General features: G+C 63.7%; 29 protein-coding genes. 19 read left to right on the forward strand and 10 right to left on the reverse strand.

Going from position 1 to position 25,556, the window contains the following annotated elements; genetic code table 11:
- Nucleotides 1-5 precede the first annotated feature (5 nt).
- The 7 genes from N551_RS0130805 to N551_RS0130835 all read right to left on the reverse strand — a co-directional run bounded on the left by N551_RS0130805 (nucleotide 6) and on the right by N551_RS0130835 (nucleotide 5,463).
- Nucleotides 6-1,274: an AAA family ATPase gene (locus N551_RS0130805; RefSeq protein WP_027570198.1), complete on the reverse strand. Its 1,269-nt coding sequence runs from the start codon at nucleotides 1,272-1,274 to the stop codon at nucleotides 6-8.
- A complete protein-coding gene (locus tag N551_RS0130810) occupies nucleotides 1,271-2,008 on the reverse strand; it encodes a CpaD family pilus assembly protein (RefSeq protein ID WP_027570199.1) in 738 nt (245 codons plus the stop codon). The genes N551_RS0130805 and N551_RS0130810 overlap by 4 nt, the downstream gene beginning before the upstream one ends.
- A gap of 17 nt (nucleotides 2,009-2,025) precedes the next feature.
- Nucleotides 2,026-3,501 carry a type II and III secretion system protein family protein gene (locus N551_RS0130815; protein WP_027570200.1) on the reverse strand — a complete coding sequence of 492 codons (1,476 nt, stop codon included), beginning with the start codon at nucleotides 3,499-3,501 and terminating at the stop codon, nucleotides 2,026-2,028.
- A gap of 11 nt (nucleotides 3,502-3,512) precedes the next feature.
- Nucleotides 3,513-4,310, reverse strand: coding sequence for a Flp pilus assembly protein CpaB (gene cpaB / locus N551_RS0130820; protein WP_027570201.1), 798 nt, complete (start codon nucleotides 4,308-4,310; stop codon nucleotides 3,513-3,515).
- A gap of 127 nt (nucleotides 4,311-4,437) precedes the next feature.
- Entirely contained in the window at nucleotides 4,438-4,962 is a 525-nt protein-coding gene (locus tag N551_RS0130825; protein ID WP_027570202.1) for a prepilin peptidase, read from the reverse strand.
- A gap of 122 nt (nucleotides 4,963-5,084) precedes the next feature.
- Nucleotides 5,085-5,225, reverse strand: a complete 141-nt coding sequence (locus N551_RS39110; RefSeq protein WP_197031224.1) for a hypothetical protein — start codon at nucleotides 5,223-5,225, stop codon at nucleotides 5,085-5,087.
- Between the two features lie 73 nt (nucleotides 5,226-5,298).
- Entirely contained in the window at nucleotides 5,299-5,463 is a 165-nt protein-coding gene (locus N551_RS0130835; RefSeq protein ID WP_007599783.1) for a Flp family type IVb pilin, read from the reverse strand.
- Between the two features lie 260 nt (nucleotides 5,464-5,723).
- Between N551_RS0130835 and N551_RS0130840 the strand changes: the two genes are divergently transcribed.
- From N551_RS0130840 to N551_RS0130855, 4 genes are all read left to right on the forward strand, one after another.
- A complete protein-coding gene (locus N551_RS0130840) occupies nucleotides 5,724-6,551 on the forward strand; it encodes a sterol desaturase family protein (protein WP_027570203.1) in 828 nt (275 codons plus the stop codon).
- Nucleotides 6,552-6,703: 152 nt separating this feature from the next.
- Entirely contained in the window at nucleotides 6,704-7,201 is a 498-nt protein-coding gene (locus tag N551_RS0130845; RefSeq protein ID WP_027570204.1) for a pilus assembly protein N-terminal domain-containing protein, read from the forward strand.
- A 261-nt stretch (nucleotides 7,202-7,462) separates the two neighbouring features.
- Complete coding sequence (locus N551_RS0130850) at nucleotides 7,463-8,035, forward strand: TadE/TadG family type IV pilus assembly protein (protein WP_027570205.1); 573 nt, start codon at nucleotides 7,463-7,465, stop codon at nucleotides 8,033-8,035.
- Nucleotides 8,036-8,040: 5 nt separating this feature from the next.
- A complete protein-coding gene (locus tag N551_RS0130855) occupies nucleotides 8,041-8,691 on the forward strand; it encodes a TadE/TadG family type IV pilus assembly protein (RefSeq protein WP_027570206.1) in 651 nt (216 codons plus the stop codon).
- 77 nt (nucleotides 8,692-8,768) lie between these two features.
- Here N551_RS0130855 and N551_RS0130860 read toward each other — a convergent pair whose 3' ends face one another.
- From N551_RS0130860 to N551_RS0130870, 3 genes are all read right to left on the reverse strand, one after another.
- On the reverse strand, nucleotides 8,769-8,981 hold the full coding sequence (locus N551_RS0130860; RefSeq protein WP_007599788.1) for a cold-shock protein: 213 nt from the start codon (nucleotides 8,979-8,981) through the stop codon (nucleotides 8,769-8,771).
- A 270-nt stretch (nucleotides 8,982-9,251) separates the two neighbouring features.
- A complete protein-coding gene (gene infA, locus N551_RS0130865; RefSeq protein ID WP_007599789.1) occupies nucleotides 9,252-9,539 on the reverse strand; it encodes a translation initiation factor IF-1 in 288 nt (95 codons plus the stop codon).
- Nucleotides 9,540-9,562: 23 nt separating this feature from the next.
- Entirely contained in the window at nucleotides 9,563-11,158 is a 1,596-nt protein-coding gene (locus N551_RS0130870) for a DEAD/DEAH box helicase (protein WP_051462975.1), read from the reverse strand.
- A 479-nt stretch (nucleotides 11,159-11,637) separates the two neighbouring features.
- Here N551_RS0130870 and urtA point away from each other — a divergent pair, with 479 nt between their 5' ends.
- From urtA to N551_RS0130945, 15 genes are all read left to right on the forward strand, one after another.
- Nucleotides 11,638-12,960 carry an urea ABC transporter substrate-binding protein gene (gene urtA, locus N551_RS0130875; protein WP_027570208.1) on the forward strand — a complete coding sequence of 441 codons (1,323 nt, stop codon included), beginning with the start codon at nucleotides 11,638-11,640 and terminating at the stop codon, nucleotides 12,958-12,960.
- A gap of 84 nt (nucleotides 12,961-13,044) precedes the next feature.
- Complete coding sequence (gene urtB / locus N551_RS0130880) at nucleotides 13,045-14,652, forward strand: urea ABC transporter permease subunit UrtB (RefSeq protein ID WP_027570209.1); 1,608 nt, start codon at nucleotides 13,045-13,047, stop codon at nucleotides 14,650-14,652.
- Entirely contained in the window at nucleotides 14,649-15,827 is a 1,179-nt protein-coding gene (urtC, locus tag N551_RS0130885; RefSeq protein ID WP_027570210.1) for an urea ABC transporter permease subunit UrtC, read from the forward strand. Before urtB ends, urtC begins: the two co-directional genes overlap by 4 nt.
- On the forward strand, nucleotides 15,824-16,585 hold the full coding sequence (urtD, locus tag N551_RS0130890) for an urea ABC transporter ATP-binding protein UrtD (protein ID WP_027515450.1): 762 nt from the start codon (nucleotides 15,824-15,826) through the stop codon (nucleotides 16,583-16,585). The genes urtC and urtD overlap by 4 nt, the downstream gene beginning before the upstream one ends.
- A 3-nt stretch (nucleotides 16,586-16,588) precedes the next feature.
- A complete protein-coding gene (urtE, locus tag N551_RS0130895) occupies nucleotides 16,589-17,284 on the forward strand; it encodes an urea ABC transporter ATP-binding subunit UrtE (protein WP_007599806.1) in 696 nt (231 codons plus the stop codon).
- A 31-nt stretch (nucleotides 17,285-17,315) separates the two neighbouring features.
- Nucleotides 17,316-18,146, forward strand: a complete 831-nt coding sequence (locus tag N551_RS0130900) for an urease accessory protein UreD (RefSeq protein ID WP_027570211.1) — start codon at nucleotides 17,316-17,318, stop codon at nucleotides 18,144-18,146.
- A gap of 33 nt (nucleotides 18,147-18,179) precedes the next feature.
- Entirely contained in the window at nucleotides 18,180-18,482 is a 303-nt protein-coding gene (locus tag N551_RS0130905; RefSeq protein ID WP_027570212.1) for an urease subunit gamma, read from the forward strand.
- Between the two features lie 9 nt (nucleotides 18,483-18,491).
- Nucleotides 18,492-18,797, forward strand: a complete 306-nt coding sequence (locus N551_RS0130910; RefSeq protein ID WP_007599812.1) for an urease subunit beta — start codon at nucleotides 18,492-18,494, stop codon at nucleotides 18,795-18,797.
- A 57-nt stretch (nucleotides 18,798-18,854) separates the two neighbouring features.
- Complete coding sequence (locus N551_RS0130915; protein WP_027570213.1) at nucleotides 18,855-19,394, forward strand: HD domain-containing protein; 540 nt, start codon at nucleotides 18,855-18,857, stop codon at nucleotides 19,392-19,394.
- A gap of 37 nt (nucleotides 19,395-19,431) precedes the next feature.
- Entirely contained in the window at nucleotides 19,432-21,147 is a 1,716-nt protein-coding gene (ureC, locus tag N551_RS0130920) for an urease subunit alpha (protein ID WP_027570214.1), read from the forward strand.
- Between the two features lie 138 nt (nucleotides 21,148-21,285).
- On the forward strand, nucleotides 21,286-21,585 hold the full coding sequence (locus N551_RS0130925; RefSeq protein ID WP_007599815.1) for a putative quinol monooxygenase: 300 nt from the start codon (nucleotides 21,286-21,288) through the stop codon (nucleotides 21,583-21,585).
- A 14-nt stretch (nucleotides 21,586-21,599) separates the two neighbouring features.
- Entirely contained in the window at nucleotides 21,600-22,208 is a 609-nt protein-coding gene (locus tag N551_RS0130930) for an urease accessory protein UreE (RefSeq protein ID WP_027570215.1), read from the forward strand.
- Nucleotides 22,189-22,917 carry an urease accessory protein UreF gene (locus tag N551_RS0130935; RefSeq protein ID WP_081747970.1) on the forward strand — a complete coding sequence of 243 codons (729 nt, stop codon included), beginning with the start codon at nucleotides 22,189-22,191 and terminating at the stop codon, nucleotides 22,915-22,917. Before N551_RS0130930 ends, N551_RS0130935 begins: the two co-directional genes overlap by 20 nt.
- A gap of 50 nt (nucleotides 22,918-22,967) precedes the next feature.
- A complete protein-coding gene (gene ureG, locus N551_RS0130940) occupies nucleotides 22,968-23,591 on the forward strand; it encodes an urease accessory protein UreG (protein ID WP_027570217.1) in 624 nt (207 codons plus the stop codon).
- A gap of 299 nt (nucleotides 23,592-23,890) precedes the next feature.
- Nucleotides 23,891-25,549, forward strand: a complete 1,659-nt coding sequence (locus N551_RS0130945; RefSeq protein WP_027570218.1) for an HWE histidine kinase domain-containing protein — start codon at nucleotides 23,891-23,893, stop codon at nucleotides 25,547-25,549.
- The last annotated feature ends 7 nt before the right edge of the window (nucleotides 25,550-25,556 follow it).

Here is a 25,556-nt window from a genome sequence, read left to right on the forward strand (position 1 = left end):
GCGACCTATTTTCCCCGCAACTTCTCAATCAGGGGTGAAAGCAGGGACGACTTTTGCTTTTTCGTTTCGCTGCGGCCGGTCAGGCGCTGGGCGATCTGAAGGAACATCTCGATTGATTTGTGATTGGCCGAGATCTCCGCGATCATCTGGCCGTTATTGGCCGCCGAGCCGAAGATCTGCGGCTCGAACGGGATCGAGACGACTGGCTGGCTCTCGATCGCCTTGGCGAACTCCGCCGCGGCGATTTCGGGCCGTTTCGGCACGCCGACCTGGTTCAGGCAATAGAGCGGCGGACGGTCGTTCGGGCGCGCGGCCTTCAGGAGATCGAACAGGTTCTTGGTGTTGCGCAAATTGGCGAGGTCGGGTGCCGCCACGATCAGGATGTCGTCCGCTCCGATCAGGGCGCGTTTTGTCCAGCCCGACCATTGGTGCGGAACGTCGAGCACGATGCAGGGCATGGTGGAGCGCAGCGTGTCGAACACGGCATCGAAGGCGTCGGCGCCGAAATCATAGACCCGGTCGAGCGTCGCCGGCGCCGCCAGCAGGCTGAGGTGGTCGGTGCATTTCGACAGCAGGCGGTCGATGAAGGCGGTATCGACGCGATCGGGCGAGAACACGGCGTCGGCAATACCCTGCGGCGGATCCTGGTTATAGTCGAGCCCAGCAGTGCCGAAGGCGAGGTCGAGGTCGGCGACGACCGCATCCATCGCGAGATCGCGGGCGATCGCCCAGGCGACGTTGTGGGAGATGGTTGACGCGCCGACGCCGCCCTTGGCGCCGACCACGGCGATGATACGGCCGACGGCCTTGGCTTCCGGCGCCGAGAACAGGTTGCAGATCGAGCGCACGACGTCGATCGCGCCGACCGGCGCGAGCACGTAGTCGCTGACGCCGCGGCGCACCAGCTCGCGGTAGAGCATGACGTCGTTGATGCGGCCGATCACGACCACGCGGGTGCCGGCGTCACAGACGGTTGCGAGATGATCGAGCCCGCCCAGGAGGTCGTTGCGGCCGTCGCTTTCGAGCACGATCACGTTCGGCGTGGGTGCCGAGCGGTAGGCTTCGACCGCAGCCGCCATACCGCCCATCTGGATCTTCAGATGGGCCTTGCCGAGACGGCGATCTTCGCCGGCCGACTGCACGGCAGCGGCCGTTTCCACGGTCTCGCAGAAAGCCTGGACGGAAACGCGGGGCGCAGGCGCAATATGCTCCTCGGCCGGCGGGAGCGATGCCTCGGACTGCTCTTCTTGGGGCTGGCGAGCGTAGCTGATCATTTGCCGGTGTCGCTGAGTTTGGCCTTGTCGGCCTCAGGATAGGCGACCGCCGTCGGCATTCCCTTGCGATACTTCTCGAACGCGGCGGTGCGCCGCGGCGTGTAGGACGGCGTTTCGGGCCGCGGCTGCTCGAGATCTGACGGATTGTCGACCATCGCCGCGAGGTTGCGCTGATAAGCGCAGCCGTAATTGTAATATTCCTTGTTCTCGAACCAGCTCTTGTTCTTCATCGAAGGGCCGATGTCTTCCGGCCACAGGCCGCAGGGACCCGCGACCGCGGCGATCTTGGAATAGGTGAGCCGGATCGGCGGCAGGAAGCGCTTGTCTTCCGGCTGGTAAGAACGGGCGCTGACGCCGCGCGGCGGAACGCCTGCCGCTGACAGGATCGCCTGGATTTCACGCATGGTGTCCGCGACCGGACGCGCGTTGGGCGTGCCGGACGGCACGTCGATCTGGATCGCGCCGGTGCCTTCGTGCATCCAGGCCGACGCGACGCCCATCACGTCGGCGCGCTGGGCGGCGGTCAAGCCGCCGCGGGCATGGCCGACGAAGACGACGATGGAGCGATTCTGCTCCTCGATGGCGATCGGATGGCGCTGCTTGTAGTTGTCGGGAATGGAGGCGGTGACCGCTTCGTCATGCTGGCAGCCGCCAAGGGCGAGCGCCATGCCGACGAGCGCGCCGCCGAGGTGGATGGCGCGCCTGCGAATCTGGGGTGGTCTAGTGATCTTCATGAAGTCCCCGTTCCGCCTCAATCGGTGATGAAGCCGTAGGTGCCGCGGTAGTTCTTGGCCGGTTCGGTCCGGCCGGGCACGCCGTAGATGCGGTTGATGTTGCCGAGCAGTTCGGCCTGCGGATCCGCAGGCGCGGAGAAGCCATCATCCGGCCGCGACAGATCCTTTTGCGCAACTGCGCGAACGATATAGGGCGTCACGATCACGACCAGCTCGGTCGCGTTGTTGACGAAGTCGCGGCTGCGGAACAGCGTGCCGAGGACCGGGAGCTGCATCAGGCCCGGCAGTCCGCTGACGGCCTGCTTGGTCTGCTGCTGGATCAGGCCGGCCATAGCCATCGCACCTCCGGAGGGAATTTCCAGGGAGGTTTCTGCGCGGCGGGTCTTGATCGAGGGCACCGTGAGCGAGTTGACCGAGGTCGAGGTCACGGCCTGGGACAGCGTGATCGCGTTTTCGTTGGAGAGCTCAGAGACCTCGGTCATCACCCGCAGGCTGATCTTTCCCTCGGTGAGAACGACGGGGGTGAAGTTGAGCGAGATGCCGAACTTTTTGAAGCTGATCTGGGTAGTACAAACGTGCGTGGTAGGGTCGCACGCGTAGCCGGCAGGCACCGGGAATTCACCGCCGGCGATGAATGTTGCCGATTCACCGGAGATCGCGGTCAGATTCGGTTCGGCCAGCGTTCGGATCACACCCGCGGTTTCCATCGCACGCAGGGTGGCCTGCACCGACGGGGCCCCGCCGAACTTGGTGGTCAGGTTGTTGCCGTCGACGAGGTTCTTGCCGAGAGCCGTGAACGGATTGGAGTTGCTGAAGCTGACGACCGAGGTGCCGTAGCTGAGGTTGGCGGTGAGGTCGATTCCGAGCTGCTTGATGATGCTGCGCTGCACTTCGGCGACGGTCACCTTGAGCATGACCTGGTCGCGGCCGCGGACCACGATCGAGTTCACGACCTTCTCGGGGCCGCCCGCGAGGCGCACGGCGAGGTCGTTGGCCTGCTGGGCTTCGGCGGGATTCGCGGCCGAGCCGGTCAGGATGATGCCGTCGCCTAGCCCGTCGATCTGGATGTCTGAGTTCGGCAGGACCTGCTTCAGCGCGGCCCGCACGCCGTTGAGGTCGCGCTTGACGGCGATGTCATAGGCCGCAATCTGCTGGCCGGCGGAATCGAAGAACACGATGTTGGTCTGGCCGATCGCGGCGCCGATGATGTAGGCGCGCTGCGCCGAGCGGACGACCGCATTGGCGATCTTGGGATCGGCGACGAGCACGTCCTTGATGTCACGCGGAAGGTCGATCACGATCGACTTGCCGATGCCGAGCGAGAGGAATCGCGCGTTCATCTGACCGTCGGCCGCAGCCTGCGCCACAGGGCGATAGTCGGCGGCAACCACAGGGGTCAGCACCGGGTTGAGCGCGAGCGCGACGGTGGCCGAAAACGACAGGGCGCGGACCACAGAGGTTCGCATCGTCGCCAAGTTCGCCCTGCATTTCATATCGACAGTCCTCATCGTGCCTTCGCCGTCGAGCTTGGGATACCGTACCGAATGATCGAAATGCCATCGCGCTTCTGCGCGGAATCATCGAGCGTGATCTCGCTGAGCTTGACGTCGACGATGCTGCGCAACGCCAGCGACAGCGTGCCGCTCTGGCGTGCGGAGGAGAGCGTCGCAGTCTGCGCAGGATTGAGCTCGAGGGTGACGGTCTTGCCGACCACCGCGTTCTGCCCGTCCTTCTCCTTCGGCGCCTGGTCGATGGCCAGGACGCGGATATTGGCCAGGATGATCTCGGACGTGATCACATCAGGGGCGCCGCTGCTCTGGTCCGGATTCTTGAGACGGCGCGTCAGAAGCACGTCAACGCGGTCGTTGGGGAGGATGAAGCCGCCTGCGCCGGTTTCCGGCGAGATCTCGGTCGAAATCGCCCGCATGCCGGTGGGCAGGATTGCCGCCATGAAGCCGGAGCCTTCGGCCTTGACCAGCTTCTGGTCGCGGATCGGCTCACCCTGGATGAAGGGAGATCGTGCGATCGAGCCGGTGACCTGGGTTACCCCCTCGGGGCGCTCGTTGCGGCGGATGAAGGTGGTGCTGGCGGTCGCGGACGGCCAGGTCTGCCATTGCACGTCTTCCGGCTTGACGGTCTGGCCGAGGCCGATGTCGTTCTTGGCGACCAGGACGTCGACGGTGGGAAGCTGCGCGACCGGAGCCGGAGGCGGCGCAGAATTGTCCGAGCCGCTCGCCAGATACGCGGCGACACCGCCGGCGCAGATGGCGACCGTCAGGACGACAATGCGTGCCCTATTCATACGCTTCACTTTCCAACAAACGCCGCGACGCTGACGCCGCCGTAATCGGCAGTTGACCAGCTATTCGTCAAAGCATGGTTAATGAGGCGTATCTAAATCGCCTTAACGCCGGGTTGACCCGATGCGTTCAGCGCAATGCGAGGTGAGCGAGGTCGATCGCCTTCACCCATTCGGTCTCCGGGTAGACCATCAGCGCACTCATTGCGAGCGCGATGCCGTAGGGAATGCCGCTCTCCTTGGCGTGCAGCCGCGCGAGCCAGGCCTGGCCCGCCAGCCCATAAGGCAGCGGCCACTGCCGGAACTGGAGCAGGAGCAGCGTCAGCGCCCCGCCGAACAGCGAGGCGTAGAGCAGGAAGTTCATCAGCTGTGCGAACCCGAACCAGAGTGCGACGGAGGCCGCGACCTTGGCATCGCCACCGCCGACCCAGCCCATCGCAAAACAGGTGAAAGCCACGACCAGGACGAGCGCACCTGAGCCGACATGGCTCAGCATCTCGTAAGGTGCCATGCCACCGGCGAGAGCGAGCGCGAAAAAGCCGGCGACCAGCGCCAGCGATACGCGGTTAGAGATCGTCATCGTGAAGAGATCGCTCGCGGCGGCAAACGCCATCAGGGCAGGGAAGAGCAGAAGGCGCGCAAGGTCGAGGATCATGGGTTGCGTCTTGAGGCCTGGGTTTGCCGCGGAGCTGGCGTCGCCGGATTCTAGCCGGCAGTGCTAAACAAACCGAAAACGGCGGCAGCCGTTTCGATGGGCGGAGCCAGCCGAAGGCGTGCTCACCAGAGGGAGGCGATGCGTGCGGCGAGCGCGACGGTCGCAAGCAGCAGGGCCAGGCAGACCCAGTAAGCCGGCGAGCCGGTCTGCGCGGCCTCCGCCGCGTTTGCCGCGACCGCGGCATCGGTTCTGTACTTGCTCAACGCCACTGGAACTCGCCGTCTGAAAAACAAAGGCCCCGGAGGCCCGGGGCTTTTGCCGTCGTTCGTCGATCGCTTACTTCAGCGAGCTGCTGATCGAGGTGAACTTGGCGTTCAGCGTGGTGCCGAGATTGTTGACGACGGTGATGATGGCCAGCGCGATGCCGGCGGCGATCAGGCCGTATTCGATGGCGGTGGCGCCGGATTCATCTTTCGCGAAACGCGCAATCAGGTTCTTCATGAACAAAACTCCATCTGGGGTGGGATCGCCTCGTTCGGCGTTGTGCTTGACCCAATGACCATGAGATCCGAGCTCTTTCGGGAGAGTTAATTCGATCGGGCAAACCCGCCTGCCGCTGGCCAGAGTGAATTTCGCCTTAAGGCAGCCAGCTGCAATCGTTCCAGTTCCGGATGTGCAGCAAGCGCAGTTCCGGCTTCACCGTCCCTTAAATTTGAGGGAGTACGCGTAGGCGGGACCAGCAATTCGCAAGAGAGGCGACAATGTCGAGCCTGCCCATGGAAATCGCCCTGATGCTCGGCGAGACCATCGCGAAGGTGATCCCCACGACTTTCGCGCTCGCGGTGGTCTTCACCGTGCTCGAGCACGTCTGGGCCTGCAATCCCGGCGTGCCCTGGTGGCGCAAGCGGGAGATCGTCACGGACATCTGCTACTGGTTTGTCGTTCCGGTGTTCGCACGCGTCATGCGGATCAGCCTTCTGATCGTCGGTGCGAGCTTCGTCTTCAACATCCATGATGCCGACGAACTCATCGCCTTCTACGACAATGGCCACGGCCCGCTGTCGCTATTGCCGCTCTGGGTCCAGGCCGTGCTGTTCCTGGTCCTGTCCGATTTCATGCTGTACTGGCTGCACCGGCTGTTCCACGGCGGCGGGTTCTGGAAGTACCACGCGATCCATCACTCCTCGGAGGAGATCAGCTGGATTTCCGCGGCCCGCTTCCATCCCGTCAATCTCGTGCTCGGTACGATCGCGGTCGACGTCGTGCTGCTGATGGCCGGCATTTCGCCGAATGCCATGGTCTGGCTCGCCCCGTTCACGACCTTCCATTCGGCCTTCGTGCACGCCAACCTCAACTGGACCTTCGGGCCGTTCAAATATGTGCTGGCGACGCCGGTGTTCCATCGCTGGCACCACACCTCGCTCGCAGAGGGCGGCGACACCAATTTTGCCGGCACGTTCCCGATCTGGGATGTGCTGTTCGGCACTTTCCGGATGCCCGAGGGGCAATTGCCGCAGGATTACGGCAAGGATGAAGCCACCATGCCGAAGGAGATCGGAGGGCAGCTTGCCTATCCGTTCCGCCGCTAGGTTCTCGGGGCCGCGAAATGCCAGTCCGTTCAAACAATAGTCGGCGAATTTGCGGAACGTTCACGAATTGAGGGCAGGTTAGCCGGGTCGGGCACCGGCTCGGCTGTTATCTGATTGCTTCTGCCGGTTTGTGACGTCCCGGGGGTAAGAGTATGCGTAAACAACTGCTGCGCCGTCATGCGCGCGTCTGTCTTCTGGTTGCGGCCGCGGTGCTGGCATCGCCGGCTGCTGGCCTTGCTGAGCCGACCGCAGATGCCATAGCCGTGAATGTCGATCAGGCCAAGCTGGTGCGGTTGCCTGGCAAGGTGGCGACCATCGTGGTCGGCAATCCCATGATTGCCGACGTCACGCTCCAGCCCGGTGGCATGATCGTCGTGACCGGCAAGGGCTATGGCGCCACCAATTTCATCGCGCTCGACCGAGGCGGCGAGATCCTGGTCGATCGCCAGATCCAGGTTGAAGGTCCGAGCGATCGGCTCGTCACCGTCTATCGCGGGATCGAGCGCGAGTCCTACAGCTGCATGCCGGTTTGCCAGCGTCGCGTGACGCTCGGCGACAGCGACACCTATTTCAACAACACGATGAGTCAGGCCGGTTCGTTGAGCAGCACGGCCAGCGGCAATGCTGGTGCGGGCGCCAAGACGAACTGAGTAAGACCAACTAAGTAAGACCAACCAGCGAGTTTGATTGGCGGGTTTGCCGGGGCAAGGATCGCCCCGGGCCGATGCGGGCGCATGAGTTTCTCTCTCCGTATGCTCGTCTCAATGCTCTCGTCTCCTTGGCCTGGGTCGTTCACGGTTAACGCGCCCCTAATGGCCCGGGTCGCCGGGTGCGGATCGCCTGAAACACTTAAACAATCAGTTTCCGCTATTGAACATGGCAGATGATTGCTGCTGCTGCTGGGGAATTTGATGCCTTCGCCTGCACCTACGAGGTTCACGCTCCTCGCCATGCTGCGCCGGTTTCGCGGCAGTCGCCGCGGCTCCGCAGCCGTCGAGTTCGCGCTGGTCGCACCGATGTTCTTCGCGCTGCTGTTCGCCATCATCGAGACGGCGCTGATGTTCTTGGCGACCCAGGTGCTCGAGAGCGCCAGCCAGAATTCCGCGCGGGTGTTGCTGACGGGGCAGGCGCAATCCGGTTCGGTGGCGGCCTGCGCGGTGTCCGGCGTGAGCACGCCCTGCTCGCAAACGACGTTCAAGGCTTACGTCTGCAGCCAGATCCCAGCGCTCTTTGATTGCACCAAGCTCTACATCGACGTTGTGAGTACGAACTCGTTCGGAGCACTAAGCCTCACCAGCTACGGCAATTCCTGCAGCTTCAACCCGGCCGGCGTGCAGTACAATGCCGGGGCCGCCGGCCAGGTCGTCGTGGTGCGCCTGTTCTATCAGTGGCCGCTCATCGTCACCGGCCTTGGCTTCAACATGGGCTGCAGCAACAAACGGCTGCTGGTCGCGACCGCGGCCTTCAAGAACGAACCTTTTTGAGACAGATGGATTCGAGCAAGCCGATGCAGCCGATTGCGCATATCTGGAGGAATACCGGTCAATTCGTGCGTGACTTCGTCGCCGACAAGCGCGCGCTCGCGGCGACCGAATTCGCGGTCATCGTGCCGCTGATGCTGGTGATGTTCTTCGGTACCGTCGAATTTTCATCGGCCGTGGCGATTGATCGCAAAGTCACAATGATTGCACGGACACTGTCCGATTTGACGTCGCAGTCAACGTCGCTCGACCCTGGCGACTTGCAGGACACGTTCACGGCAAGCATTTCGATGATCATGCCTTACGACGCTACGCTCGTGAACGGCACGGTTCTTCAGATCTATATCGACTCGAGCAGCGTCGCCAAAATTAAATGGAGTCAGTCCGCCACCATTGCCAACGGTGCGACGCAGGCCACGCTGACGGCACCGCCCTCGGCTCTGGTTGCTGGTACCACGGTCACCTCGATGATTCCGTCGACGCTCTTGATCCCGAAGACCTACCTCATTTACAGCGAGGCGAGTTACCTCTACACGCCTTCTGTCAAATTTGTTCTGAAGTCGGGCATCACGCTGAGCGATGTCTCCTACACGCGGCCGCGCCAGGTCACCTGCGTTCCTTACAACGGCGTACCGTCGCTGCCGTGCCCCCTGAACTAGAAAAAAGGCCGGGCATTGTGCCCGGCCTTTTCTTTTAACTTGTTCGCTCGAGCCGATCGGGGCCGTAAGCGGTAGGCTCAACCGGCGGAACGGAGGTTGTCCGCTGCCGACTTGCCGGAACGGCGGTCGGCCACGATCTCGTAGGAGATCTTCTGACCTTCGCGCAGCGTGCCCAAGCCTGCACGCTCCACAGCGCTGATGTGGACAAACACGTCCTGGCCGCCATCGTCGGGCTGGATGAAGCCGAAGCCTTTGGTCGCGTTAAACCACTTCACGGTTCCCATGCTCATGGGGGTAGTCCCTTCTCAGATAACACAATGTCAGAGCCCGCTCGCGCGGACAGGTTAGATCGAATTTTTGGAAGGGTCGTCAGCGTGTCTGAACCGGCTGTACCGGTGGATGCTAATGTCGTCCGGCCGAAAATCGATTAACTCATTTTATTGGAAACAGAACCTCAAAACAATGCTGACGTGCACGATTTTTTGATCCGCCGTGATGTTCACGGCGGATCAGCATACAGGTCGGAACTTCAGGTCCGCGCTCGCGCGCTGAGACCCCGACTAGCGGCGGCGGAACTGGCCGCCGCGCTGCCCGGGGCGCGGAGGTCCGCCCATCCCGCTCGGACGTTCGTCCTTGTGGCGGAAAATCAGCCGGCCCTTTTCGAGGTCATAGGGCGACATCTCAACCGTCACGCGGTCGCCCGCCAGAGTCTTGATGCGGTTCTTCTTCATCTTGCCGGCAGTGTAGGCGACGATCTCGTGTCCGGCGTCGAGCTGCACGCGGTAGCGCGCGTCGGGGAGGATTTCTGTGACCAGTCCTTCGAACTGGATCAGCTCTTCCTTAGCCATGAATTTCTCCAGGTCGTGGACGGCTAGTGCGAATGGGGTTTGCGGTTCGGTTGGCCGTTCGGCCGACTCTCGCGGCGCAAAAAGGCAACGCCTTGTATCCCATCAGACGCCCCGGCGCTATGCGCGGAACGCTGTTCCGGACGGCCGTTTGGCGAAGAATGCACCTTGCCGCCGGTGTGGTCGCGACGAGGAGCCTTCGAAGCCTTCGGGCCACTGCCGGGCCGTGCGTCAGCACGCCTGGCGTCGCCATGCCGTCCCTCGCCGGGTCTTCCGTCGCCCTGCTTGGCGGCACTGTGGTGGCGCCCGTCCGCATGCCTTTCGTCGGCACGGCGACCGTCACCGTGGCGTCCCTCACCAGACCTTGCGCCTTGCGGACGCTGGCCCGGGCGGCCCGGCCGACCCTGTCGTTGCTGCTGCGGGGGAGGGCCCGCATCCCGGCGGCCGGCGTCGGTGCGGCGATCCTCACGCGGCAGCGCCACTTTGATCAGCCGCTCGATATCGCGGAGATAGCTCAGCTCCTCGCCGCCTGCGACCAGTGAGATCGCGGTACCCTCGGCACCCGCGCGCGCGGTGCGACCGATGCGATGCACATAGGTCTCCGGCACGTTGGGCAGGTCGAAATTGATGACGTGGGTGATGCCGTCGACATCGATGCCGCGGGCGGCGATATCGGTGGCGACCAGCGTGCGGATTTCACCGGTGCGGAACTGGGCAAGCGTCCGTTCGCGATGGTTCTGCGACTTGTTACCGTGGATGGCGCTGGCGGGGATCCCCGCCTTCTCGAGTGTCTTAACGACCTTGTCGGCGCCGTGCTTGGTGCGCGTGAAGACCAGGGCTCGGTTGACCTGCTCCTGCTTCAACAGCTGGGCGAGGAACGCCGGCTTGGCGGAGAAGTCGACCTGGATGATGCGCTGCTGGATGCGCTCCACGGTCGAGGAGACCGGGGTCACCGCGACGCGGGCAGGGTCGCGCAGCATGGCGTCGGCCAGCTCGGCGATGTCCTTCGGCATGGTGGCCGAGAAGAACAGCGTCTGCCGCTTGATCGGCAGCTTGGCGACGATTTTGCGGATGTCGTTGATGAAGCCCATGTCGAGCATGCGGTCGGCTTCGTCGAGCACGAGGAATTCGACGCTTCCAAGCTTCAGTCCGTTGCTCTGCACGAGGTCGAGCAAACGGCCGGGGGTGGCGACCAGCACCTCGACGCCCTGCATCAGCGAGCGGACCTGACGGCCCATCGGCACGCCGCCGATGGCGAGGGTCGAGGACAGGCGGATGTGGCGGCCATAGGCGTTGAAGCTGTCGAGGATCTGGCCGGACAGTTCGCGGGTCGGCGACAGCACCAGGACGCGGGTCGTCTTCGGCTGCGGCTTGATGCGATTCTCGAGCAGGCGGTGCAGGATCGGCAGCGCGAAGGACGCGGTCTTGCCGGTTCCGGTCTGGGCGATGCCGACGACGTCGCGGCCGGTCAGCGCGGTCGGAATCGTCTGGGTCTGGATGGGGGTGGGGGTGACGTAGTTCTCTTCGGTGAGAGCACGAGCGATGGGTTCGGCGAGGCCGAAATCCTGAAACGAAGTCAAAAGGTGGGTTCTTTCCATGTCAAAAGCGGGCGCCCGGCGCATTCGGCGCGGCGCGCGCAAAAGGGTGTCGAGAGGGACACCTGCGTGTTTGGGGTGTCGGATGGCTTGATGGGATGGGGCAAGCCAGACGCCCGTAAGGGCTTAAGAACACGCGGCTCGCAACGGTCTCTGATTCGCAAGAGACCTCGCCCCCCATATGGAACATTGAGGCGGCGCTTTCAAGGCAGGCGCACCACAAATGGCGATCGCGGTGCAGAAATAGTTATGCCGGAAATTTAGCCAGAGCGGGAAATTTGCTTAGAAAATAGCCTGCCTGCCGCATTCGCATACATTTGAATTGCTCAATGTTTAGGCGACGCGGCTATGGCGATGCTTGCTTTTCTGTCGATTTCGCCAGCAAAATCAACGGCATAATATGTGTCTAATCCATGGCACGGTTCTTGCGAATCCGTTAATCGCAGGCGGCCGTTGGGGCCGTTTCGCAGCGTTTTTCACGTCTGCGTCAGGGAGATGAGACACTCATGCATAGCAAATCCACTCACGATATAGCGGCGCCATTTAGCCGCCGTGGCGTTCTCGCCGCGACCGCCGGACTGATGCTTGGTCTGGCTTCCATTTCCGGTGCGAAAGCCGCGGACGACACCATCAAGGTCGGCGTGCTTCATTCTCTCTCCGGCACCATGGCCATCAGCGAGACCACGCTGAAGGACACCATCCTCTTCCTGATCGACGAGCAGAACAAGAAGGGCGGCGTCAACGGCAAGAAGCTCGAAGCCGTCGTCGTCGATCCCGCTTCGAACTGGCCGCTGTTCGCCGAGAAGGCGCGCGAGTTGATCACCAAGGACAAGGTCTCGGTCGTGTTCGGCTGCTGGACCTCGGTGTCGCGCAAGTCGGTGCTCCCGGTGTTCAAGGAGCTGAACAGCATCCTGTTCTACCCCGTGCAGTACGAGGGCGAGGAGAGCGAGCGCAACGTGTTCTACACCGGTGCCGCGCCGAACCAGCAGGCGATCCCCGCCGTCGACTATCTGATGAAGGACGAGAAGGTGAAGCGCTGGGTGCTCGCGGGCACCGACTACGTCTATCCGCGCACCACCAACAAGATCCTGGAAGCCTATCTGAAGTCCAAGGGTGTCGCCCAGGAAGACATCATGATCAACTACACGCCGTTCGGTCATTCCGACTGGCAGACGATCGTGGCCGACATCAAGAAGTTTGGCTCGGCCGGCAAGAAGACCGCCGTGGTCTCGACCATCAACGGCGACGCCAACGTTCCTTTCTACAAGGAGCTCGGCAACCAGGGCATCAAGGCGAAGGACATCCCGGTCGTCGCGTTCTCGGTGGGTGAGGAAGAACTCGCCGGCATCGACACCAAGCCGCTGCTCGGCCATCTCGCGGCCTGGAACTACTTCCAGTCGATCAAGTCGCCGGAGAACGAGAAGTTCATCAAGGCGTGGCAGACCTACACCAAGAATCCGAAGCGCGTGACCAACGATCCGATGGAAGCGCACGTGATCGGCTTCGACATGTGGGTCAAGGCGGTCGAGAAGGTGAAGTCGACCGATCCGGACAAGGTGATCGACGCGCTCCCGGGCATCGAAGCCAAGAACCTGACCGGCGGCACCTCAAAGATGCTTCCGAACCATCACATCACCAAGCCGGTGTTCATTGGCGAAATCAAAGCCAACGGCCAGTTCGACGTGGTGTGGAAGACCCCGGGTCTTGTCGCGGGCGACGCCTGGTCGAAGGAGCTCGACGGCTCCAAGGACCTGGTCGGCGACTGGGTCGGCAAGAAGTGCGGCAACTTCAACACCAAGAGCAACAAGTGCCTCGGTTCGGGTTCCTGATCCGAATCTGACACTTCATTGCATGATCGGAGAAGGCGGCGATCCGGCCGCCTTCTCCACCCTTTTCTGCCGGGGTCTTTCACAGTGCCAGCCAATTTGTCCGCCCGCCTCTGTTCGCTCCTGCTCTCGTTGTTCCTGATCGCGTTCGCACTGCCGGCCTTGGCTGGTCCGTTCGAAGATGCGGTCGCCAAATTCGCCAACGACGATTATTCCGACACGGAAGAGGCGATCGGCGTGGTCGCGAGCAGCGGCAATACGCTGGCCTTTCCGATCATCAGCGCGCTCCAGGACGGCCGGCTGATGGCCGATCCGGACAGCAAGAAAGTTTACGTTACCGGCGCCGACGGCAAGTCGATCGATGCTGCGACCGGTCAGGCCGTGGCCAGTGTGCCCGACAGTGCAAGCGCGGTCCGCCTCAACAACCGCCTGCGCCGCAGCGTCGATGCCGCGATCGGTAGTCTGACGCTGCAGTCACCCGACATCGGAGCGCGGCTCCAGGCGGCGCAATCCGTCTTCAAGTCGCATGAGGAGACGTCGCTCGAAGCCGTCGACGGCGCGCTCGCCAAGGAAACCAACCGATCCGTCAAGGCCGCGCTGGGCGACGCCCGCGCGGCGATCCTGTTGTTCAAGCCTGATGCCACCGAGGTCGAGAAGCTCGAAGCCGTTGCCACCATCAAGGCGCGCGGCGACCAGGAGGCGATGGCGCTGCTCACCGGCATGGGCGACCAGCCGGCCTCGGTGACCAAGGCTGCCGCGAGCGCAATCGGCTCGATCCAGAGTTCGCTCGCGGTCTGGTCGATGGTGCAGAATGCCTGGTACGGCCTCTCGCTCGGTTCGGTGCTGCTGCTTGCCGCGATCGGGCTTGCCATCACGTTCGGCGTGATGGGCGTCATCAACATGGCCCATGGCGAGATGGTGATGATCGGAGCCTACACCACCTTCGTGGTGCAGGAGGTGATCCGCACCCGCTATCCCGGCCTGTTCGACTATTCGCTGCTGATCGCGGTACCGCTCGCCTTCCTGGTGGCGGGCGCGCTCGGCGTCGTGATCGAGCGCAGCATCATCCGCTTTCTCTATGGCCGTCCGCTGGAGACGCTGCTGGCGACGTGGGGCCTGTCGCTGGTGCTGCAGCAGGCCGTGCGCACCATGTTCGGCCCGACCAACCGCGAGGTCGGCAACCCCTCCTGGATGAGCGGCGCGTTCGAGCTCGGCCAGATCACGATTACCTATAACCGGCTCTGGATCCTTGTCTTCACGCTCGCGGTGTTCGTCATTCTGCTCGCGATGCTGCGCTACACCGCACTCGGGCTCGAGATGCGCGCGGTCACGCAGAACCGCCGCATGGCGGCTTCGATGGGCATCGCGACCTCGCGTGTCGATGCGCTGACCTTCGGCCTCGGCTCGGGCATTGCCGGCATCGCCGGCGTGGCGCTGTCTCAGATCGACAATGTCAGCCCCAATCTCGGCCAGAGCTACATCATCGACAGCTTCATGGTCGTGGTGTTCGGCGGCGTCGGCAATCTCTGGGGCACGCTGGTCGGCGCCTTCACGCTCGGCATCGCCAATAAATTCCTGGAGCCGGTCGCCGGCGCCGTGCTCGGCAAGATCGCCATCCTCGTTCTCATCATCCTATTCATTCAAAAGCGGCCGCGCGGCCTGTTCGCGCTCAAGGGCCGTGCGGTGGAAGCATGACCCCTCACATGCTGACGCGATCGCTGGACCGCGGCGCGACGATCTTCCTTGCCGTCGTCGTGGCCTGCGGCATCCTCATCCCGCTCTCCAACCTGCTGCTGCCCGCGGGCTCGTTCCTGCAAGTGCCGACCTATCTGGTCGCGCTCTGGGGCAAATATGTCTGCTACGCCATCCTGGCGCTCTCGATCGACCTGATCTGGGGCTATTGCGGCATCCTCTCGCTCGGCCACGGCGCCTTCTTCGCGCTCGGCGGCTACGCGATGGGCATGTACCTGATGCGGCAGATCGGCAGCCGCGGCGTCTACGGCAACCCTATCCTGCCGGACTTCATGGTGTTCCTGAACTATTCGAAGCTGCCCTGGTACTGGCACGGCTTCGACATGTTCTGGTTTGCCGCGCTGATGGTGCTGATCGTGCCGGGGCTGCTCGCCTTTTGCTTCGGCTGGCTCGCCTTCCGCTCCCGCGTCACGGGCGTGTATCTGTCGATCATCACGCAGGCGATGACCTATGCACTGCTGCTCGCCTTCTTCCGCAACGATTTCGGCTTCGGCGGCAACAACGGCATGACCGACTTCAAGGACATTTTGGGCTTCAACGTGCAGGCCGAGGGCACGCGTGCTGCGCTGTTCGCGCTGAGCTGCCTGGCGCTGATCGCCGGCTTCCTGATCTGCCGCGCCATCGTCTCGTCCAAGCTCGGCAAAGTACTGATCGCCGTGCGCGATGCGGAATCGCGCACGCGCTTCCTCGGCTATCGCGTCGAATCCTACAAGCTGTTCGTGTTCACGGTGTCGGCCTGCATGGCCGGCGTCGCCGGCGCGCTCTATGTGCCGCAGGTCGGCATCATCAACCCAAGCGAATTCGCGCCGGGCAATTCGATCGAGGCAGTGATCTGGGTCGCCGTCGGCGGCCGCGGTACGCTGGTCGGCGCTGCGCTTGGCGCCGTCGTCGTCAACTACGCAAAGACGTTCTTCACCTCCGGCATGCTCGCGCCTTACTGGCTGTTCATGCTGGGCGCCATGTTCATCCTGGTGACGCTGCTGCTGCCCAAGGGCATCGTGGGCACTTTCAACGCCTGGTGGGACTCGTCGAAGGAAAGGCGCGACGCCGCGATCATTGCGAGCGCCGCGGCCGAAGACGGCGTCACCGAACCTAAAATGGCGGAGGAAGCTCAATGAACGTCATGGACACCCGCGCCACCTCCGCAATGCTTTATCTCGACGGCGTGCACGTCTCGTTCGACGGCTTCCACGCCATCAACAACCTCTCGCTGACGCTCGAGCCCGGCGAGATGCGCGCCATCATCGGCCCGAACGGCGCCGGCAAGACCACGATGATGGACATCATCACCGGCAAGACCAAACCTGACGAAGGCACCGTGCTGTTCGACGGCGTCACCGACCTGACGCGGCTGGACGAAACCCGCATCGCCGAGCTCGGCATCGGCCGCAAATTCCAGAAGCCGACCGTGTTCGAGAGCCAGACCGTGCAGGACAATCTGTTGCTCGCGCTCAATGTCGACCACAGCGTCAAGGGTACGCTGTTCTGGCGCGGCAGCCGGGCGGAGTCCGAGCAGATTGACAAGGTGCTGGAGACGATCCGCCTCACCGATGCCCGCAACCGTCTCGCCGGCAGCCTCAGCCACGGCCAGAAGCAGTGGCTCGAGATCGGCATGCTGCTCGCACAGGATCCGAAACTGCTTCTCGTCGACGAGCCCGTCGCTGGCATGACCGACGTCGAGACGCATCTCACCGCCGAGCTGCTCAAGGAAATCAACAAGACCCACACCGTGATGGTGGTCGAGCACGACATGACGTTCGTGCGCGAGCTGGGCGTCAAGGTCACTTGCCTGCACGAGGGGACCGTGCTCGCGGAAGGCACCATCGACCAGGTCTCGTCCAACGAGCGGGTCATCGAAGTCTATCTGGGGCGGTGAGCGATGCTTGAGGTCAAGGACATCAACCTGTTCTACGGCGCGGCGCAGGCGCTGCGCGGTGTCTCGATCGCGGCCGAGCCCGGCAAGGTCACTTGCGTGCTCGGGCGCAACGGCGTCGGCAAGACCTCGCTCCTGCGCGCCATGGTCGGGCAGTACCCGATTTCCTCGGGCGCGATCGTGCTCGACGGCAACGATATCACGGGCCTGAAGCCCTATGAGCGCGCGCGCAAGGGCATCGGCTTCGTGCCGCAGGGGCGCGAGATATTTCCGCTTCTGACGGTCGAGGAAAATCTCAAGACCGGCTTCGGCCCGCTCAGGCGCGAGGACAAGCACATTCCGGACGACGTGTACTCGCTGTTCCCGGTGCTGCAATCCATGCTCGGCCGGCGCGGCGGCGATCTCTCCGGCGGCCAGCAGCAACAGCTCGCGATCGGGCGCGCGCTGGTGATGCGGCCAAAGCTGCTGCTGCTCGACGAGCCGACCGAGGGCATCCAGCCCTCGATCATCAAGGACATCGGCCGAGCCATCTCGTATCTGCGCAATCTCGGCAACATCGCCATCGTGCTGGTCGAACAATATCTCGACTTTGCCTGCGAACTCGGCGACAGTTTTGCGGTGATGGATCGCGGCGCGGTGAAGTTCACCTGCGACCGCTCCAATCTCGACGCGAGCGAAATCAGCCGCCAGATGGCGCTGTAGGCCATTCTGCCGCGACCGGCTGGGGAGGCGGATGCGCAGCGACGTTTTAGCGACATCTTCGGTGTTCGACGCCAACCGTGCCCGCGGCGCGGTGCGCTTCGACGTCCACGTGCGCGACGGTGTGACACGTCGCGGGATCTTGCATGAGTCCGGCTCGCTGCGCGTGCGCTTCCCTTCGCCGGAGGACGAGGGTCTCTCCGGCGTGTTCGTCAACACGGCCGGCGGCGTTGCGGGCGGCGATCGCTTCGACATCGAGATCGCGGCCGCAGATGGCTCGAAGCTGACGCTGACGACGGCAGCCGCGGAAAAGGTCTACCGCGCGCCAGGGCGGGCGGCGGAGCTCAATATAGCGCTGAAGGTTGCCGCGGGCGCCCATCTCGGCTGGCTGCCGCAGGAGACGATCCTGTTCGACCGGGCGCGCGTGCGGCGCCGCTTCGACATTGACCTCGATGCGACTGCCTCGCTTCTGCTGTGCGAGATCGTGGTGTTCGGCCGTACCGCCATGGGCGAACGAATGGAGCAAGGCGAGTTCGTCGACCACTGGCGGCTGCGTCGCGGCGGCAAGCTAGTGTTTGCCGAGACCGTCAGGCTCGACGGCAATATCGGCGCAAAGCTTGCGCGATCGGCGGTGGCCAAGGGCGGCGCTGCGATCGGCACGGCGCTGATCGTGCCCGGCGACGAGCCCCTGATCGAGCGTCTCCGCGAGGCCTCGGAATCCTTCGCCGGCGAGGTCGGGATATCCGCCTGGAATGGCTTTGCAATGGCACGGTTCTGTGCCCAAGATGCGGCGCGGCTGCGCGCGGACATGATGGCCGTATTGGCGCGCACCGGTGCGGCGTTGCCGCGGCTCTGGCTCAATTGATCGGCTGAAAGTGTTGAACGGAAGAGATTTCGCATGAACCTGTCTCCCCGCGAAAAGGACAAGCTTCTGATCTCGATGGCGGCGATCGTGGCCCGCCGCCGGCTGGATCGCGGCGTCAAGCTCAACCATCCGGAGGCGATCGCGCTCATCTCCGATTTCATCCTCGAGGGCGCGCGCGATGGCCGCACCGTCGCCGAGCTGATGCAGGCGGGCGCGCAGGTCCTCACCCGCGAGCAGGTGATGCCGGGAATCCCTGAGATGATCCACGACATCCAGGTCGAGGCGACCTTTCCGGACGGCACCAAGCTCGTCACCGTGCACGAACCGATCAGGTAGGAGAGAAGCATGATTCCCGGCGAACTCTTCATCCAGGACGGCGAGATCGAGCTCAATGCCGGCCGCAAGACCGTGACGCTGACGGTCGCCAACACCGGCGACCGCCCGATCCAGGTCGGCTCGCACTATCATTTCTTCGAGACCAACCCGGCGCTGAAGTTCGATCGCAAGAAAGCCCGCGGCATGCGCCTCGACATCGCCGCCGGCACCGCCGTTCGCTTCGAGCCGGGCCAGACCCGCGACGTTCAGCTCGTCGCGGTGGCCGGTAAGAAGACCATCTACGGCTTCCGCGGCGACGTGATGGGGAAGCTGTGAAATCCACAGGAACGAGCGTGGCGCGCCACGGTTGAGGCGAAAACGGAGGACTTTGCCATGCTGTCACCTGTCCGCCTCATCTCCGAAGCCGCCGAACTCGCCGCGCGCCGCCACAACGGCATGGCGCGCAAGGGCCGCGGTCATGAGCCTTACATCAACCACCTCGCCGAGGTCGCGAACCTGCTTGCGACCGCGACCGACGGCACCGACGCCGAACTCGTTGCCGCCGGCTGGCTGCATGATGCGATCGAGGACACCGACACCACGCGCGAGGAGCTCGCGCAAAAATTCTCCGACCGTGTCGCGTCGCTTGTCGAGGAATGCACCGACGATATGAGCCTGCCGAAGCCGGAGCGGCGGCGGCGTCAGGCGCTCGACGCACCGAAAAAATCGGCTGGCGCCAGGCTGATCAAGATCGCGGACAAGATCAGCAATATCGGCGCGCGCGTGCATTCGGATCCGACGGCCGCGGAACGTGACGACCTCGTCGATTACACCGACTGGGCCGAGCAGGTTGTCGCCGGTTGCCGCGGCGGTAACTCCTGGCTGGATACGACATTCGACGACACGGTGCTCACAGCGAGGACCTCGCTGTGAGCACCGATCCAAAATTCAAACGCAAACGGGGCTTGTGATGTCCGTCAAAATAAAGCGTTCCGTCTATGCCGACATGTTCGGCCCGACCACCGGCGACAAGGTGCGGCTGGCCGACACCGACCTCATCATCGAGGTCGAGAAGGATTTCACCACCTACGGCGAGGAAGTGAAGTTCGGCGGCGGCAAGGTGATCCGCGACGGCATGGGCCAGTCGCAGGTCACCAACAAGCAGGGCGCGGCGGACACCGTCATCACCAATGCGCTGATCGTCGATCACTGGGGCATCGTGAAGGCCGACGTCGCGATCAAGGACGGCATGATCGCTGGCATCGGCAAGGCCGGCAATCCCGACATCCAGCCCGGTGTCACCATCATCATCGGCCCCGGCACCGACGTGATCGCAGGTGAAGGCAAGATCCTCACCGCCGGCGGCTTCGACAGCCACATCCATTTCATCTGTCCGCAGCAGATCGAGCACGCGCTGATGTCGGGCGTCACCTCGATGCTAGGGGGCGGCACCGGTCCGTCGCACGGCACGTTCGCCACCACCTGCACGCCGGGGCCGTGGCACATGGGCCGGATGATCCAGTCGTTCGACGCCTTCCCGGTCAATCTCGGCGTCTCCGGCAAGGGCAACGCCTCGCGGCCCGCGGCGCTGGTCGAGATGATCAAGGCCGGCGCCTGTGCGCTGAAGCTGCACGAGGACTGGGGCACGACGCCGGCCGCGATCGACACCTGCCTGTCGGTCGCCGACGACTACGACATCCAGGTGATGATCCACACCGATACGTTGAACGAATCCGGCTTCGTCGAGGATACCATCAAGGCGTTCAAAGGCCGCACCATCCACGCCTTCCACACCGAGGGCGCCGGCGGCGGTCACGCCCCTGATATCATCAAGGTCGCGGGGCTGAAGAACGTGCTACCGTCCTCGACCAACCCGACGCGGCCCTTCACGCGCAACACCATCGACGAGCATCTCGACATGCTGATGGTGTGCCACCACCTCGACCCCTCGATCGCGGAAGATCTGGCGTTTGCTGAAAGCCGCATCCGCAAGGAGACCATCGCGGCCGAGGACATCCTGCATGATCTCGGCGCGCTCTCCATGATCTCCTCGGACTCCCAGGCCATGGGCCGCCTCGGCGAGGTCATCATCCGGACCTGGCAGACCGCCGACAAGATGAAGAAGCAGCGCGGCTCGCTGCCGCAGGACAAGGGCAAGGACAACGACAATTTCCGGGTCAAGCGCTACATCGCCAAATATACGATCAATCCCGCGATCGCCCACGGCGTTTCGAAGCTGATCGGCTCGGTGGAGAAGGGCAAGCTCGCCGATCTCGTGCTGTGGTCGCCGGCCTTCTTCGGCGTCAAGCCGGATTGCGTCGTCAAGGGCGGCATGATCGTCGCGGCTCCCATGGGCGATCCCAACGCCTCGATCCCGACCCCGCAGCCGGTGCATTACCAGCCGATGTTCGGCGCCTTCGGCAAGGCGCGCACTGCGTCTTCTGTGGTGTTCACCTCGAAGGCCGCGATCGCCGGTGGCCTCGCGCGCAAGCTCGGCATCGACAAGAAGCTCTATGCAGTCCAGAACACCCGCGGCAGGATCTCGAAGAAGAGCATGATTCACAACGACGCCACGCCCAATATCGAGGTCGATCCGGAGACCTATGAGGTCCGTGCCGACGGCGAGCTTTTGACCTGCGCCCCCGCCGAGGTGCTGCCGATGGCGCAGCGATATTTCATGTACTGAAATAGCGCCTCAACGCATGTCCCAAGAATATGTCTTGGTCGTATCGGAGACAGCTTTTCCGGTTTTGCGTTCGATCCCGCCTGGTCTAAGGTCCCGCCCGGTATCTGAAGCCCAGAAGAAAAGCCGGGAGGATTTCTCGTGATCTATGTCGTCGCCACCTTGACCATCAAGCCTGAAACGCGCGCCGAATTCATTGCAGCCGCCACCGCCTGCATCAAGGAGACCCGGAAAGAGCCCGGCAATATCGCCTATGATCTGCATGAGAGCGTCACCGATCCCGCCAAGATGGTGTTCGTCGAGCAGTGGGAGAATGCCGAGGCGCTGGTGCCGCATCGCGCCATGGAGCACATGAAGACCTTCGGCCGCGTCGCGGTGAAGTGTTTTACGGCGCCGCCGAAGATCGAAGTGATCACGCCCGAGAAGGTCGAGACACGGTAACGGGGTAAAAGCGCATGATCCGGGCGACGCAGGTCAGGGGACAACACCGCTTCGCGGAAGCGCCGGCGGATACGGTCGTGCTCGATTTCGACGATCGACACCGCCGCCGCATGGCGATGACGGGGACGCGGGGGCTCGAGTTCCTGCTCGACCTGGAGAATGCCGTCGCGCTGCGCGGCGGCGATGCGCTGGTGTTGGAGGACGGCCGGCTGGTCGAGGTGGTCGCCGCGCCCGAGCCGCTGCTCGAGATCCGCGGCCACGATCCGCACCACCTTATTCGCGTCGGCTGGCATCTCGGCAATCGCCATCTGCCGACGCAGATCATGGCCAAGGGCCTGCGCATCCGCCGCGACCACGTCATCGAAGCCATGGTGAAGGGCCTCGGTGCCCGCGTGATCGAGATCGAGGCGCCGTTCGATCCCGAGGGCGGCGCCTATGCCGATGCCGGTCATGCGCATGGACATGACGACCACGCGCATCACGATCATGGCCACGATGATCATCATGGCCACCACCATGATCATGCCGCACATGGCGACGGTCACGATCACCATCACCACGACGAGCATTGCGATCACCCCGATCATCACCACGGCCAGAAGCATGCTCATGACCACAAATGAGCCGGTCGCGGCCCGCGACCTCGCGGAGCGCGAGGCGGCGGCGCTGTACCGGTTGATGACCTGGCTGTCGCCCGCGTTTCCAGTGGGGGGCTTTTCCTACTCCAGCGGCATCGAATGGGCGGTCGAGGCCGGCGACATCACCGACACCGCGACGCTGGCGGACTGGCTCGATTCGATGCTTCGCGATGGCTCGGGCTTCTGCGATGCGACGTTTCTGGTCCACGCCTATCGCGCCACTGAAGCGGGCGAGGGCGACACCTTGAGCGATATCGCCGAGCTCGCCGCGGCGTTCGTGTCCTCGCGCGAGCGGCAGCTGGAAACGACATCGCAGGGCCGTGCCTTCATCGATATCGCCCGCGCCGCGTGGGATGCCGACGGGCTGGATGGCATGGTTGCGGCATGCCGGACGCCACTGGTCTATCCCGTTGCCGTTGGCGTGGTCGCCGCGATGCACGGCGTGCCGCTGGCGCCGACGCTGCACGCCTTCCTGCATGCGCTGGTCTCGAACTGGGTTTCCGCGGCCAGTCGGCTCATTCCGCTCGGCCAGACCGACAGCCAGCGCGTGCTGGTGAAGCTGGAAGCCGCGGTTGCCGCGACTGCGAATCGTGCGCTGAATGCGACGTTGGACGATGTCGGCGGCACGACGTTTCGCGCCGACCTCGCCAGCCTGCGGCACGAGACACAATATACGCGGCTGTTCAGATCTTGATTGCGGCCAGTACACTCCGCAGCCGCCAGGACGACGATAGGAAAGAAGCAATGGCTACATCTCACGGTCCCTTGCGTGTCGGCATCGGCGGTCCGGTCGGATCGGGCAAGACCGCGCTGATGGACCTGCTCTGCAAGACCATGCGCGAGCGCTACGACATCGCCGCGATCACCAACGACATCTATACCAAATGGGATGCGGAATTCCTCGTGCGCTCGGGCTCGCTGACGCCGGATCGCATTGCCGGGGTCGAGACCGGCGGCTGCCCGCACACCGCGATCCGCGAGGACGCCTCGATGAATCTCGCCGCGGTGGCGGATATGCGCGCCAAGTTTCCCGGGCTCGATCTCGTGCTGATCGAATCCGGCGGTGATAACCTCGCTGCCACTTTTTCCCCTGAGCTCGCCGATCTCACCATTTACGTCATCGACGTGGCGGCCGGCGACAAGATCCCGTCCAAGGGCGGCCCCGGCATCACCCGGTCCGACCTCCTTGTGATCAACAAGATCGACCTGGCGCCCTATGTCGGCGCCTCCTTGGAAAAGATGGAGACGGACGCCAGGCGCATGCGCGGCGAGCGACCGTTCGTCATGACCAACCTGAAGAAGAGCCAGGGGCTGGACCGCATCATCGGCTTCATCGAGGCCAAAGGAGGCTTGAAACGGGCCAGCTGACCGGCGCGACCACCTGGCGCAGGCGTTTTCCCCCGATAACGGCGTGGGCAGAGCCGTGTTCGCGGAACAAATTTCGGTCACGGCAATTGATTACCTCCGGTGCCCGGAGCAAATCCATCCCGGCCCGACCATCGGCCGGGCGGCTTTAAGCTTCTCAGGCGACCCAAGTTGCGTATCGATGCCTCCTCCTCCATTATCTCGGCCATTGGGGTTCACCCTGTTTCGGCACGTGCCCGTTCGAGCGGCGTCCATATGCTCCGTGTTTATTGCCGACCTCCTGCTTTCGCCTGAGTAGTCGCGTGGTCAGGCTGGGTTTCATCATCGGCTTCATTGCTCTTCTCGGAGCCCTGCTCTCTGGGCTTGCGGCTTATCGCGTCCACGACCAGGAGTTGGCGCTGGACCGGATCGCGCTTGCGCGCGCGATCGACGTCCATGCGAGCCTGGTCCAGGACCGGCTCACCGAGCGTGAACTGCTCGCGCGGGTTGCCTCCGGCCTGTTCCGGGCACCGTCGGTGCTCAAGCCAAACATGCTCGAGCCGCTGCGCTCGGCCATCTACGCCTTCAAGACCGATTTCGTGGTGGCGGGCTGGGTGGCCCGCCTGAAGCCGAACGAGCTTGCCGCAGCGCAGGCCGCCATCGCGAGCGCCGGCTTCCCCAATCCGCGAATCCGCACCTATGACGACAAGCCGATCGATCCGGCAGGTGTCACCCAGCCGATCGACGTGCTGCTGGATCTCGAGCCGCGCAGCAACGAGACCAAGGGGCTGCCTGGCCGCAGTTACGACCAGGACCAGGTGCGCAGCGCCATGCTGACGCGCGCCAGAGTGGAGAAGAGATCGGTTGCCTCAGAACCGGTTGCCCTCCTGCGCGGCGACGGGCCCATCGGCATCATTGTGGCCGCTCCCGTCATCCCCGAGGGCGCAACGGAGCCGGCGGGCTTCATCACATTTTCCTACGAGCTCTCTTCCCTGATGCTGACCAACGACGACATGTCGTTGTTCGCGGTCGCGCTGAAGGATCCGCGCCTGGAGGGTGGCGAGCTGGTCGCCAACGATCAAGGCGTCGTCTCTGGCCGAACGACGGCGGCCGATGGGCCCGCGCCGTCGGCGACGCGCACGGTGAGCTTCGGTGGCCGCGACTGGCAGCTCGGCTATTACGCCAAGACCAATTCGGCGCGCCGCGCCGAACAGACTGCGATCATCGTGGCGGCGATCGGCTTTGCGATCACCGCGATGGTGTGCGGCCTGTTCGGCTACGTCGCCTACAACAATTTGCGGCTCAGCCGGGAAATCCAGGTCAGAATCGGCTTCGAACGCCGGCTGACCGCTGTCATCGACGAGCTCAACCACCGGGTCAAAAACATCCTGGCGGTGATCCAGTCGATCGTGACCCGCACGCTGCGCCATGGCTCCGACATCGATGTCGCGCGCGAGCTCCTGATCGGCCGCATCCACGCCATGTCCAACGTCGTCTCGCTGCTCAGCGAGAGCCAGTGGCAGGGTGTCAAGCTGAAGGGCCTGTTCGAGGCGCGCGCGATTCCGCATGCCGATCGCATCGCCGTCACCGGCCCTGATATCGCAGTCAGCGCGCGCGCGGCGCAGAGCCTGTCGCTGCTGTTCTTCGAGCTCGCCTCGCACTCCGACGAGGGCCTGTCGCTGGTCGGCAAGCATCCGCACATCACTGCCAATTGGACGGTGACGAACGAGGGGGCCGGCGAGGTCTTCTATTTCCGCTGGGAGGAGTTCAACACCAGCGAAGCGACGCGCCGCCCCGATTCCGATTTCGGCCTGATCCTGCTCGACCGCGTCGCGCCGGAGGCGCTCGGCGGCACCGCCAAGCGCTATTTCACCGACGTCTCCTATGTCTACGAGCTGACCGCGCCGATGGAGACGGTCGAGGACATGACCGAGCGCGACCGCACCGACAAGCTGTCGGCACCGATCCGGCCCGCGCGGTGATTCCAGG

This window comes from Bradyrhizobium sp. URHA0013, assembly GCF_000518345.1.
In the GTDB taxonomy this organism is placed as follows: Bacteria; Pseudomonadota; Alphaproteobacteria; order Rhizobiales; family Xanthobacteraceae; genus Bradyrhizobium.